Source organism: Bacteroides sp. B1-V-101, assembly GCF_023656585.1.
GTDB classification, from domain to species: Bacteria; Bacteroidota; Bacteroidia; order Bacteroidales; family Bacteroidaceae; genus Bacteroides; species Bacteroides thetaiotaomicron.
This window is the reverse complement of the sequence record NZ_JAMOKH010000002.1, coordinates 176551-189662: the sequence shown is the minus strand read 5'-3', so window position 1 is coordinate 189662 and position 13112 is coordinate 176551. Positions and strand designations below refer to the sequence as shown.

Annotated in this window: 10 protein-coding genes; 6 read left to right on the top strand and 4 right to left on the bottom strand. The window is 45.1% G+C overall.

Features of this window, described 5'->3' with window-relative positions; all coding sequences use genetic code 11:
* Positions 1-5 precede the first annotated feature (5 nt).
* The 6 genes from mnmC2 (at position 6) to queG (ending at position 8073) form a co-directional block, all read left to right on the top strand.
* The gene (gene mnmC2 / locus NBH01_RS02410; RefSeq protein WP_225693119.1) at positions 6-752 is read left to right on the top strand and encodes a tRNA (5-methylaminomethyl-2-thiouridine)(34)-methyltransferase MnmC2; all 747 of its coding nucleotides are present in this window, start codon (positions 6-8) and stop codon (positions 750-752) included.
* A gap of 2 nt (positions 753-754) precedes the next feature.
* Positions 755-1681 (top strand): metal ABC transporter solute-binding protein, Zn/Mn family, encoded by a 927-nt coding sequence (locus tag NBH01_RS02405; protein ID WP_048698147.1) that lies wholly within the window; start codon positions 755-757, stop codon positions 1679-1681.
* 59 nt (positions 1682-1740) lie between these two features.
* Positions 1741-2532: a metal ABC transporter ATP-binding protein gene (locus NBH01_RS02400; protein ID WP_048698145.1), complete on the top strand. Its 792-nt coding sequence runs from the start codon at positions 1741-1743 to the stop codon at positions 2530-2532.
* A 418-nt stretch (positions 2533-2950) separates the two neighbouring features.
* Positions 2951-6325, top strand: coding sequence for a protein O-mannosyl-transferase family (locus NBH01_RS02395; protein WP_250699957.1), 3375 nt, complete (start codon positions 2951-2953; stop codon positions 6323-6325).
* A gap of 102 nt (positions 6326-6427) precedes the next feature.
* Positions 6428-7042, top strand: a complete 615-nt coding sequence (locus NBH01_RS02390; RefSeq protein ID WP_250699956.1) for a polysaccharide deacetylase family protein — start codon at positions 6428-6430, stop codon at positions 7040-7042.
* A complete protein-coding gene (gene queG / locus NBH01_RS02385; protein ID WP_048698141.1) occupies positions 7042-8073 on the top strand; it encodes a tRNA epoxyqueuosine(34) reductase QueG in 1032 nt (343 codons plus the stop codon). Before NBH01_RS02390 ends, queG begins: the two co-directional genes overlap by 1 nt.
* A gap of 118 nt (positions 8074-8191) precedes the next feature.
* Here queG and NBH01_RS02380 read toward each other — a convergent pair whose 3' ends face one another.
* The 4 genes from NBH01_RS02380 to NBH01_RS02365 are packed head-to-tail and all read right to left on the bottom strand — an operon-like array spanning position 8192 to position 13098.
* Positions 8192-9256, bottom strand: coding sequence for a BACON domain-containing protein (locus NBH01_RS02380; protein ID WP_048698138.1), 1065 nt, complete (start codon positions 9254-9256; stop codon positions 8192-8194).
* Positions 9257-9271: 15 nt separating this feature from the next.
* Entirely contained in the window at positions 9272-10603 is a 1332-nt protein-coding gene (locus NBH01_RS02375) for a DUF4302 domain-containing protein (protein WP_032850617.1), read from the bottom strand.
* Between the two features lie 12 nt (positions 10604-10615).
* A complete protein-coding gene (locus NBH01_RS02370; RefSeq protein ID WP_008762851.1) occupies positions 10616-11530 on the bottom strand; it encodes a zinc-binding metallopeptidase in 915 nt (304 codons plus the stop codon).
* 14 nt (positions 11531-11544) lie between these two features.
* Entirely contained in the window at positions 11545-13098 is a 1554-nt protein-coding gene (locus tag NBH01_RS02365; RefSeq protein ID WP_008767465.1) for a RagB/SusD family nutrient uptake outer membrane protein, read from the bottom strand.
* Positions 13099-13112: the final 14 nt, after the last annotated feature.

The following is a 13112-nucleotide window of genomic DNA, read 5'->3' as shown; positions in this document are numbered from 1 at the left end:
TTGAGATGAAAAGAGTGATTGAAAAGACTGATGACGGGAGCGCCACCCTATTTGTTCCGGAATTGAATGAACATTATCATTCGACCAAAGGAGCACGTACGGAGTCCCAGCATATTTTCATCAACATGGGACTGAAAGCCTCCGCTGCCCCCTCCCCGCATATTCTGGAGATCGGTTTCGGAACGGGGCTGAATGCTTGGCTTACACTTGAAGAAGCAGAAAGAAGCGGACGTAACGTATATTATACAGGACTTGAACTCTATCCGTTGGAATGGCAGATGGTGGAGCAACTGGGATATATAGAACAACCAGCAGCCACCGACCTGTTCAGAGCGATTCATACATCACCGTGGGAAGAAGAAATATCCTTTACCCCCAACTTCACTCTTTGCAAAGTACAAGCCGACGTCAATAAATGGGTTAATGAACGAGTAGAAAATGGACAACAGACAATAAACCGCACCATTACACAGCGTAGCCATTCTCCATTATCATTCGACGTTATCTATTTCGACGCCTTCGCTCCGGAAAAGCAGCCGGAAATGTGGTCGCAGGAACTATTTAACCGTTTATATGTTTTATTAAATGAAGGAGGCATCCTCACCACTTATTGTGCCAAAGGAGTCATCCGACGTATGCTGCAGGCCGCAGGCTTTATCGTAGAGCGCCTTCCCGGTCCTCCGGGAGGAAAGCGGGAAATACTACGTGCCCGAAAACTGGAACAGAATCACCCCCCGATATTAATACAATAGTCATGAAACAACAACTAAAAGATTTGAAAACACTCCTTCTTCTCGGCTCCTGCCTCCTGTTGGCAGCCTGCACGGGTCGCACGTCCAAAGCAAGCGGCAGCGAAGAAGCGAAACCGGTCATTACCGTCACTATCGAACCGCAGCGCTACTTCACGGAAGCGATTGCCGGTGATAAATTCACGGTAGTCAGCATGGTCCCGAAAGGTTCCAGTCCGGAGACATACGACCCTATTCCTCAGCAACTTGTCTCTCTGGGAGACAGCAAAGCCTATCTCCGCATCGGCTACATCGGCTTTGAGCAGACCTGGATGGACCGACTGATGAATAACACCCCTCATATCCAAGTATTCGACACCTCGAAAGGTATAGACCTGATTCTGAACAACGGTGAGCACAACCACGCAGCAGGACATCATGACCACGACGGGCACAACCACGCCGTAGAACCGCATATCTGGAACTCTACCACCAACGCCCTCATCCTTGCCGGAAACACCTTCAAGGCACTTTGTATGCTCGACAAGCCCAACGAAGCATATTATCTGGCACGTTACGACTCCCTCTGCCAACGTATCCAGCACACCGACAGCCTTATCCGCCGGCAACTTTCCGCTCCGGAATCGGCCAAAGCCTTTATGATTTACCATCCGGCTCTCTCTTACTTTGCCCGTGACTACGGCCTGCATCAGATTTCAATCGAAGAAGGGGGCAAGGAACCTTCGCCCGCCCATCTGAAAGAACTGATAGACCTGTGCAAATCGGAGAAAGTAAACGTCATCTTCGTCCAACCGGAGTTCGACAAGCGCAACGCGGAAACCATCGCACAGCAAACCGGCACAAAGGTAGTCCCCATCAACCCGTTAAGCTACGACTGGGAAACGGAAATGCTGAACGTAGCCAAAGCTCTCACCCCTATGGACCCCGAATAACAACGGGCCTCCATAGCGTTAATGACCGAATGATACATAAACGAAGTAATTCTCCAAATATGAAACCGATTATCGAAATAAAGAACCTTGCTGCCGGATACGACGGCCGTACCGTACTCCACGACGTCAACCTGAACGTTTACGAACGGGACTTTCTGGGCATCATCGGTCCGAACGGAGGCGGTAAGACAACACTCATCAAGTGCATCCTCGGTCTGCTGAAACCGACAGCCGGAGAAATCAACTTCCATGCCCCTACAGAAGTATCCTCCCACTCTCAACTTTCCACTTCCAATTCTTCACTTTCCCTCGGCTATCTGCCGCAATATAGCACCATCGACCGGAAATTCCCGATTTCGGTAGAGGAAGTGATACTCTCCGGACTAAGTATCCAGAAATCCCTTACCTCCCGCTTCACTCCCGAGCAAAGAGAAAAAGGCAAGCATATCATCGCCCGTATGGGACTCGAAGGACTCGAACACCGTTCCATCGGGCAGCTTAGCGGCGGGCAACTACAACGTGCACTGCTGGGACGCGCCATCATCTCCGACCCTTCGGTACTGATTCTTGACGAACCCAGCACGTATATCGACAAACGCTTCGAAGCCCGGCTCTACGAACTGCTGTCGGAGATTAACAAAGAATGCGCCATCATCCTTGTCAGTCACGACATCGGCACTGTACTGCAACAAGTGAAATCCATTGCCTGCGTCAACGAGACACTGGATTACCACCCTGACACGGGCGTCTCCACAGAATGGCTGGAAAGAAACTTCAACTGCCCTATCGAACTGCTGGGACACGGCACGTTGCCACACCGCGTTCTCGGTGAACATCATCATCATCACTAAACATTCATTTGCCGGTGCTACATCAAAGAACGGCTGCACCGCATATCAGTCATTTACAACGGTCACATCAAGCAGCAACAACTGACTTCTCAACTGTTAATGATTGAGATGTCAGATGTTAATAGTTGACATCTCAGGTATTAACAGTTGAGAAGTCAGCTATTAATGTCTGACAACGCAAGTATTATTGACCAATAAATGATTCAATGCTTAATATAAAAGATACAAAATTAGTATCTTTATACCTACTGTTGTTTATACTGTTTAGTGATTCCCCCGTTTCACTAAAAGGGCATAAGATAAAGTAAATCACCTTTCTGTTACTTAATATTTCTTACTTTCTGCCTCATTATCCTTACAAATCACTATCTTTGCGCCCACGTAATCTGTTTTTTAACGAAAAATCTAGATAGTGCTAATGAAACAGTACAGAACTATAAACAACCTCGTGGGTTGGATTACATTCATCATTGCGGCAACGGTCTACTGCCTGACAATAGAACCGACCGCAAGTTTTTGGGACTGTCCCGAGTTTATAACTACCGGTTATAAACTGGAAGTAGGACACCCGCCCGGCGCACCTTTCTTCATGCTGGTAGCGAACCTGTTCTCTCAATTCGCCTCCGATGTAACCACCGTAGCGAAGATGGTAAACTACATGAGCGCACTGATGAGCGGTGCCTGTATCCTGTTCCTTTTCTGGAGCATCACCCATCTGGTACGCAAACTGGTAATCACCGACGAGAACAACATCACGAAAGGACAACTTATCACTGTCATGGGTAGCGGACTGGTCGGCGCACTGGTCTACACCTTCAGCGACACCTTCTGGTTCTCTGCCGTAGAAGGCGAAGTATATGCTTTCTCCTCCCTCTTTACAGCCGTTGTATTCTGGCTGATTCTGAAATGGGAAGATGTGGCCAACCAGCCTCACAGCGACCGCTGGCTAATCCTGATCGCTTATCTGACCGGACTGAGTATCGGTGTTCACTTGCTGAACCTCCTCTGTCTGCCGGCAATCGTATTGGTGTACTACTACAAGAAAACTCCGAACGCCACTGCCAAAGGCTCATTGCTCGCCCTGCTCGGATCGGGCGTACTCGTAGCAGCCGTGCTTTATGGCATCGTGCCCGGTATCGTTAAAGTCGGCGGCTGGTTCGAACTGCTGTTTGTCAACGGACTCGGCATGTCGTTCAACTCCGGCGTCGTTGTCTATATCATTCTGCTCGCCGCCGCCCTTATCTGGGGTGTGTACGAAAGCTACACCGAAAAGAGCAGACTCCGCATGGCCATCTCATTCATTCTGACCATCGCCCTGCTGGGTATTCCATTCTACGGACACGGCGTAAGCAGCATCCTTATCGGTGTCGTAGTGATCGCAATTCTTGGCATCTACCTTGCTCCGCAAGTACAGGAAAAGATCAAAGAGAAATGGCGCATCTCCGCCCGTACCATGAATACGGCATTGCTGTGCACCATGATGATCGTAATCGGTTATTCCTCTTATGCACTGATCGTGATCCGTTCTACCGCCAACACACCGATGGACCAGAACTCTCCGGAAGATATCTTCACGCTGGGCGAATACCTCGGCCGTGAACAATACGGAACCCGTCCTCTCTTCTACGGTCCTGCTTTCTCCTCGAAAGTGGCACTCGACGTGAAAGACGGATACTGCGTCCCCCGCCAGTCACAGACGGGAAGCAAATACGTCCGCAAAGAAAAAACCTCACCGGACGAAAAAGACTCATACATCGAACTGCCGGGACGTATCGAATACGAATACGCGCAAAATATGCTTTTCCCCCGTATGTACAGCTCCGCGCACTCCTCACTCTACAAGCAGTGGGTAGACATCAAGGGGCATGACGTCCCATACGACCAATGCGGCGAAATGGTGATGGTGAACGTACCGAACCAATGGGAAAACATCAAGTTCTTCTTCTCCTACCAGCTCAACTTCATGTACTGGCGCTACTTTATGTGGAACTTTGCCGGACGGCAGAACGACATTCAGAGCAGCGGAGAAATAGAACACGGTAACTGGATCACCGGAATCCCGTTTATCGACAATCTGCTGGTGGGCAACCAGGAATTGCTTCCGCAGGACCTCAAAAACAACAAAGGACACAACGTATTCTACTGCCTGCCGCTGCTGCTCGGCCTGATCGGACTCTTCTGGCAAGCATACCACAGCCAGCGGGGTATCCAGCAATTCTGGGTGGTGTTCTTCCTGTTCTTTATGACAGGTATCGCCATCGTGCTCTACCTTAACCAGACACCTGCGCAGCCGCGTGAACGTGACTATGCGTATGCCGGTTCGTTCTACGCCTTCGCCATCTGGGTAGGTATGGGAGTCGCAGGTATCATCCGTATGTTACGCAATTACTGCAAGATGAAAGAAGTTCCGGCTGCCGCTCTCGCATCAGTACTCTGTCTGCTTGTCCCCATCCAAATGGCCGGACAGACATGGGACGACCACGACCGTAGAGGACGCTTTGTTGCCCGTGACTTCGGTCAGAACTATCTGATGACCTTGCAGGAAGAAGGAAATCCGATCATCTTCACCAATGGTGACAACGATACTTTCCCGTTGTGGTACAATCAGGAGACAGAAGGTTTCCGTACCGATGCACGTACCTGTAACCTCAGTTACCTGCAAACCGACTGGTACATCGACCAGATGAAACGTCCCGCCTACGACTCTCCGTCACTCCCGATCACTTGGGACCGTGTGGAATACGTCGAAGGCCAGAACGAATACATCCCCATCCGTCCGGAAGTAAAGAAGAATATTGACCAGATGTATGCACAGGCAGACAGCGCGCTCGAAAACGGAAATCCGGAAGCGATGAACGAACTGAAAGAACAGTTCGGAGAAAACCCGTATGAACTGAAGAATATCCTCAAATACTGGGTTCGTTCGGATAAGGAAGGGCTGCGCGTCATCCCTACCGACAGCATCGTAATGAAGATCGACAAGGAAGCTGTCCGCCGTTCCGGCATGAAAATACCGGAAGCGCTGGGCGACTCCATCCCCGAATACATGACCATCTTGCTGAGAGACGCCAACGGCAACCCGAAACGCGCCCTCTACAAGAGCGAACTGATGATGCTCGAAATGCTTGCCAACGCCAACTGGGAACGTCCCATCTACATGGCTATCACCGTAGGCAGTGAAAACCACCTCGGCATGGACAACCACTTCACGCAGGAAGGTCTGGCATACCGCTTCACTCCGTTCGATACGGACAAGCTGAACAGCAAGATCGACAGCGAAAAGATGTACGACAACCTGATGAACAAGTTCAAGTTCGGCGGCATCGAGAAACCGGGCATCTATATCGACGAAAACGTAATGCGTATGTGCTACACACACCGGCGCATCTTCACACAGCTCGTAGGACAGCTCATCAAAGAAGGCAAAAAAGACAAGGCACTCGCCGCACTCGACTACGCCGAGAAGATGATCCCGTCATACAACGTACCGTATGACTGGGCAAACGGCGCCTTCCAAATGGCGGAAGCCTACTACCAGCTGGGACAAAACGAAAAAGCGAACAAGATCATCGACGAACTTGCCAACAAGTCTCTCGAATACATGATCTGGTATCTCAGCCTGACTGATTACCAACTTTCCATTGCCAGCGAAAACTTCATGTACAACGCAGGACTGCTTGACGCAGAAGTACGCCTGATGGAGAAATACAAATCAGAAGAATTGGCTAAACATTACTCGGAACAACTCGACCAGCTATACAATGAGTATGTTGCGAGAATGAAAGGGAAATAAAAACTAAGTAATAAGTATTAAGTAATAAGTAATAAGCTGCGCCATAAGCCGCACGGTTATTACTTATTACTTATTACCTGTTACTTATTAATAAAGACTCTTATGTTTATAGAACAACCACCTTGGTTCTTCCGAGCGCTGTATCCACAAGCCATCTTCCGGATGGACCCAAACGAACGGGCAGTCTACCTGACTTTTGACGATGGCCCTATCCCGGAAGTTACCCCTTGGGTACTGGAGCTACTGAAGAAACACGATATTAAAGCTACCTTCTTCATGGTAGGCGACAATATCCGCAAACACCCGGACGAATACCGGATGGTGGTAGAACACGGACACCGCATCGGCAACCATACTTTCAACCACATCCGCGGCTTTGAATATTCCAATCCGGATTATCTGGCCAACACCAGACAGGTAGACGAAATTATCCACTCGGACTTGTTCCGCCCGCCACATGGGCACATGGGATTCCGGCAATATTACACTCTTCGCCACCATTACCGTATCATTATGTGGGACCTCGTAACCCGTGACTACAGTAAGCGAATGCGCCCGGAACAGGTACTGAATAACGTAAAACGCTACGTACGCAACGGTTCCATCATCACCTTCCACGACTCTCTGAAATCGTGGAACAACGGGAATCTGCAATATGCCCTCCCCCGTGCCATCGAATTTCTGAAAGCGGAGGGCTATGAATTCAAGGTATTTTAATGGAAAAGCTCCTCTCCTCAGACCGAATTAAAGCCGAAGCACTACGCCTCGGCTTTTCCGCCTGCGGACTGGCGCCTGCCGAAGCTGTGGATGAAACTGTGGCTACCGCCTTCCGTCAATGGCTGGCGGACGGTTGCCAGGCAGAGATGGCGTATATGCAGAATTATGAGGATAAACGGCTCGATCCGCGCTTGTTGGTGGAAGGGGCACGTACGGTGATCAGCGTTGCGCTAAACTATTATCCGGCAAAAAAACTTCCCGAAGGTGAGTATCAGATTGCATGGTATGCCTACGGGAAAGATTATCACGATGTGATGAAGGGGAAATTGAAGGAACTTTTTGAGTTTATAGAAAAAGAAGTTTCATTCTCCGAAGAAACAGACAGTACTATCGCCTCGACAAACAATATCGGCACATATACTGAAAACTACGCCTCAGCACCCCAAGCCCCAGTATCCCAAACCTCCGCTTCTCCGCTTCAAGGCCGCATATTCTGTGATACCGCTCCCATACTCGAACGTTATTGGGCATGGCGTACCGGCTTGGGATGGATAGGAAAGAATACACATCTCATCATTCCTCACGCCGGCTCCTGCTTCTTCTTAGGGGAAATTATTCTTGATAGGGAAGCTGACAATTATGACTCTCCACAACGAAATCAATGCGGTTCGTGTACACGTTGCCTGGATGCCTGCCCGACAAAAGCGCTGGAAGCCCCTTTCAGGCTCAATTCCGAGAGATGTCTTTCTTATCTTACCATTGAGTATCGTGGGGAACTTTCGCTCAATGTAGGCAAAAAAATGGGTAATAAAATATATGGCTGTGACGAATGCCTGAAAGCTTGCCCTTGGAATCGCTTTGCCACTCCTTGCCGGACAGCCGAATTTCAACCGTCTCCTTCTTTGTTAAGTATGAGGAAGGATGATTGGCATTCGCTGAGTGAGGAGCAATATAAAACCATTTTCAAAGGTAGTGCAGTGAAAAGGGCTAAGTATGGTGGATTGATGCGTAATATAAAGATTATTAAATAAATATTTAAATATTAAGAGCTACTACCTTACGATAATAGCTCTTAGGATCAATTAATGCAAGTTCTTCTCATAACAAACAGTTAAACCACTATATAAAAATAGTATTTCATGCAAAATATTATTCAGCATATTGCATCAAAATAGCAGGAAAATCAATAGAAAGTCCTGCATAATTTGCAGGAGACGGAACTCTTCCCTTAAATAATCCCATTGACATATATGCATCTGTAATATAAGCTAACGCAACCTGCCCATCATTCATTAATACAGGAGAAAGAATAATTTTTCCCTGTAAATACAAACCATCATCAGTTTTAGTTATTATTGAGCCGTACATCACTCCTCCTTGCCCATCAGACAAAGCATAATTTTGCTGCTGTGGAGTGGTTATAGCTAAAGCTCCATCTTGATAGGTGACCGCTAAAACAATCGTTGCTCCCAACAGCCTTGTCATTGGTAGCTGGAATATATAGCCATTACCACCCGGATTTTTAACAATTTGAGTATTTTCCTCTAATGAAAGAACTTGATTAATACCAAATGCTGTAGCAACGACTTTCACAACACCTGTCCATTGTCCCAATAAGTCATCAATATCGTACTGCAATAAAGCATATTCAATTTCACGAATGCCAGTAGTCACTTTTACAATGGCCGAACGAATTTTACCAGTGAGATTCTCTGTTGCAATAAACTTAAATCCATCACTCGTCATTTCATAGGATAACCATTGAGAAGCATCTGCTGGAATAGATACCTGAATAGGCAAATTACTCGACATTTCAACAGGGACCTCCTCTGCAGCATCTGTCAATGTGAAATAGGTAGCATCTCTATTATATTTCCAAATAGCTCCTTCCTGCAGTATGGTTGCTTGCTGCGTACTCACACCATCAGTTAAAACGATTTGTGCGCTACGCCCCGGATAACCCGTATTAGCATCTACAGAAATGGAAACTTTATGATCTGCAACTTCGATTACCTGACACCAATCGGCATTCACCGTAGCCGTGACAGTTCCAGTTGCTGCAAATTCGACAGTTCCAGTGCCACCACTAGCTTTCATATCCAAATCTGATTTTATAATTGTCAATTTTACAGTGGCAGCATCGTCATCTGAAGAACATCCTGCAACAAAAAATAAGCAGAATATTATTAAGTATAAATTCAGTATATTTTTCATAATCTAGTTTTTTATTTATTCCTCAACTTTCATAAAGACCATCTCTCCATACATACGTGCCACCCCTTGAACATATGAACTTTGACTATAATCAGGTGCCGAATAGCGGTCGAAGGCCATATAATCAGCTTTTGCACCACCTACTGCTTCGAATACCCCATCATCCTCAAATGTAAATCCAAACGGAGACTGTTGTACATTTGCCACAAAACCAAACATCAGACCTGCCTGATAACTAATATATGTAGGATAAAATCCCATGGCATAACAATATGTAGTACATCCCAAATAATATCCTGATATATAACCTACCTTTTGAGTCTTAAAGGACATAATTCCTTCACCTCTATCATAATCGAGCACTATATCACCAATTAGTCCCTTGAGAATATAACTCTTATTTTCTACATCCTCTATAATAGATATTGGTAATTCTTCGTCTGTCAAATTATTATCTTTATACATCTTGCAGGTAAGAGTATAATTACCTAGATAATCATTATATTTAATATATCCCTCCGGATAAATTCCTTTCATTTTAACGTTAGTTGCCCCCTCGTCAGTACAAGTAAAAAGCTCGGAGGAAGGGTCCCACACAAAATTTTGCACAGTTACTCCTGCCAGTGAAACTGGTTCCCGGAAACGAAAGCCATCGGTTGTAAAAAGGAAAGGAGATTGCTCTTGTACAATGTTACCACCATCATTATAGGCTATAACAAAAGTATAATTACTTCGCTGCGTCATACCAACTAAATTTCCATCAACCAACAACTGATATTGTATAAAGAAAGCATTCTCTTCTACGTCATTCACAGAGTTTATATATGCCTCCCAGTTCAAATCATCCGGAAGCGCATACATTACTATCGTATTTCCATACTTTTTGCCCTGCATTACAATTTTCTCGGCTGAAGCTTCTTTTATAATAAACTCATAATCTCCTTGCAGGTTGGCATTTGGGTTGGAACCTCCGCCTTGTGGCTTGGCATATGCATGAATAAAAGCATTATAAGTGTCGAATGTAAGCATAGTAGCTTCCTCCGATACAACCTTATAAAGAGAGGAAATAGTCTCATCGCCTTCGTATCCTTGAGATGCCATTGTAACTCGCTGACCATCAAACTTGCACAGAAGAGTTATGCCTCCCAAAGCATAGTCCTGACCTATGTAATATTCCATTCTCCAACCATTAGATGCCGATTCTAATAGCTCACTATATTGCTTCACTTCCTCTGTTGCACGGTTCGCTGAAGAATCATCAAAATAATCCTCTTCCTGGAAAAGACAGGATTGCAAACCAAAGCATACAAGAGCCATCAACAAATAAATCATTATATTCTTTTTCATAATCTTCCTGTTTTATTCAATAGTACTTAAATCCAGCTCCGGAATTTCTTGCTGACGCCTTAACACAATCTCACGCAAATCATCTAAATTAATACCCCAAGTTTCAAGCATATAATTGTATACAATAGTAAACTTCTGATTAATAATAGCCGCTCCGGCAGTTCCGGCAACCTTCAGCATATTATCCCAGTAAGCCTGATCGTGAGTAACATACATGGCGATATTCTCTACAAAATCTTCTCTTGCCTCACTCATCGCATATGCCGTCACAAATCCTTCCGGCCATGCATCCGCATCCTCTCGCAAATATGAATTTCCATTTTCAGCAACATAGAAATACCAGTCGGAACCAACATATTTTCCTTCGGTAATGCGATCAAACGATGGGTCATAATTACGCTTCTGATGCAGGATATGTGCAAATTCATGGTGCATCGTCTTAAAGTAATACTCATTCAAAACTTCGATATCGACATTCTCAAAGTCCAGACTGTTCACTTCGTACAATGTTATCTTCTTTCCTCCCTCGGCAGTACCCAACACCTTCGTACCACTGCTATCATAAGCCGGAGAACCTATCAAGTGAAAAGTTTTTGGCACATAAGACCGAAGAAAAGCCGGTCCGGCAAGTTCAGTATATGCCTCCATCCATACATGCTTGATAATCTTGGCCAAAGCAACCGATTTATCGTAATCCGCCGGTACCAGATTATATTTGTGATCACTTTCAATATCTTGCATACGATACTTGAAATCAACGTTATACGGATATGTATAATTAGCAAGCAACCATTCATCAAAACCATTATGTTCCATTGGCTCTGTTGAAAAAATACTATGCTTGGTGTCAATATCATCGCCATTATTACAGGCTCCCCAAAGAATGGGCAAAACAGCCGTTAGTATATAAATATAATATTTCTTCATATTATTTCCTCCTTTTAATTTTCAGTACGTGGATTGGGTTGCATTCCTGCCAGAACTACACTCTTAGGAATTTGCATAGCACGTCTTGCGTCATTTACCGGCATTTCATCTGTTACGACTATATTGTTATTAGCAATAGAACGGCGATAGATAACAATTCCATAACGTTTAATATCCGGCCAGCGCAGACCTTCGTGCAAAGTAGCAATACGTCTCATATGCAGAATGCAGTGAATAAAGTTCTCCTGTATACCTGATTCAATAGTAAAATCAGGCTGAAGCTTTTTCTTGGGAGTCGGATTTTGTGTCGGATTGTAATAATCCATCTTATCATAATACTCATTTATCATCCCCGGAGTTAAAGTTTGCTTATTAGAAGTATATGCTTTCTCCCATGTAGTAAGATCTGCAGCAGCCATTGGATAGTTCTTTTTCAGCGTATAAGCCTCAGCCCTGCAAAGCAAAGTCTCGTCTGTAGAGAAAATCACAGGCATATAATACAGGTAGTCACCAGCATAATAACCGCCCTTTCTCAACATACTGCATTCATAGCCCGATGTTGTAAAAGGCTGCATATACATGCGGTCAGGGATACCCCATAATCCGGAAGAACGTGATGTTTCGTAAGAAGCAATTAACTTATTATGTAGATAACGTTTTCCTGTCATGTAATTACTCAGAATAATACCCCAGTTAGATACGGTACTACCTATCAACAAGTTAGCCTTACTTGTAGAAGCAATATATGCGTCGGGCTGTACATTATCATTAGCAGAGAGTTTTCCCAACGCTTCCCAATCCCGTAATTCGGCAGCAGGATCACTTCCCAACACACGATCTGCATATTTTATCACCTCATCACAATTAGAAAAGTCAGGCTTCATATAATAAAGATAGAAACGTGCAGCAAAAGCATATGCAGCTTTCCTTGTGAAATGATATTTCGGCACAGAATAACTATCATCGGAAATAAGAGCCATACCATCTAATAAGTCCTTCTCAATCTTCTCATAAGTCTCCTGCAAAGTACCCCGCCCGTATTGTGGTTGCACAGTTGTTTCAACTTTAGTCATATAAGGAATACCTAATTCCTGTGATGCATGAGTATTATAAGCATTACAAAAAATATTTGCTAATACAAAATGATTGTACGCCCGACAAACAAGAGCCTCTCCTCGCTGCGGCATCAACGATTCCGGATTTCCCCGTTTCTCAATCTCTTCCAAAGCCATGTTAGCAGAAGCAATAGCTATATAATGGGTTTCCCAAAGATTTGTAGGCGTATCCTGATATTCTTCCTGGGTATCTTTCCAGTTATAGCACTCTTCCTCAGATAACTTATAATAAGAATATCTGGCACTGTTATCGTCGGTATTATCACTATAAAGTTCAAACAGTTCATTCGCAGATCCTTCCGGATAAGCAGAAACAAGCATTTTAGCTATTTTTTGCTCAGAATTCAGCTCCGTCCGGTTATCTGGTAATTCGTCAAGAAAATCATTACAAGAGCTACCGACAATAGCAAGCGTTGCGATGAACAATGGAATATATAATTGATTTCGTCTCATCTTTAATCTTTTTT

Coding starts and splice junctions, on each gene's coding strand:
- NBH01_RS02375 (WP_032850617.1), bottom strand. CDS start 10,603: ATGAAAAAGAATATAATGATTTATTTGTTGATGGCTCTTGTATGCTTT.
- NBH01_RS02400 (WP_048698145.1), top strand. CDS start 1,741: ATGAAACCGATTATCGAAATAAAGAACCTTGCTGCCGGATACGACGGC.
- mnmC2 (WP_225693119.1), top strand. CDS start 6: ATGAAAAGAGTGATTGAAAAGACTGATGACGGGAGCGCCACCCTATTT.
- NBH01_RS02395 (WP_250699957.1), top strand. CDS start 2,951: ATGAAACAGTACAGAACTATAAACAACCTCGTGGGTTGGATTACATTC.
- NBH01_RS02365 (WP_008767465.1), bottom strand. CDS start 13,098: ATGAGACGAAATCAATTATATATTCCATTGTTCATCGCAACGCTTGCT.
- queG (WP_048698141.1), top strand. CDS start 7,042: ATGGAAAAGCTCCTCTCCTCAGACCGAATTAAAGCCGAAGCACTACGC.
- NBH01_RS02405 (WP_048698147.1), top strand. CDS start 755: ATGAAACAACAACTAAAAGATTTGAAAACACTCCTTCTTCTCGGCTCC.
- NBH01_RS02370 (WP_008762851.1), bottom strand. CDS start 11,530: ATGAAGAAATATTATATTTATATACTAACGGCTGTTTTGCCCATTCTT.
- NBH01_RS02380 (WP_048698138.1), bottom strand. CDS start 9,256: ATGAAAAATATACTGAATTTATACTTAATAATATTCTGCTTATTTTTT.
- NBH01_RS02390 (WP_250699956.1), top strand. CDS start 6,428: ATGTTTATAGAACAACCACCTTGGTTCTTCCGAGCGCTGTATCCACAA.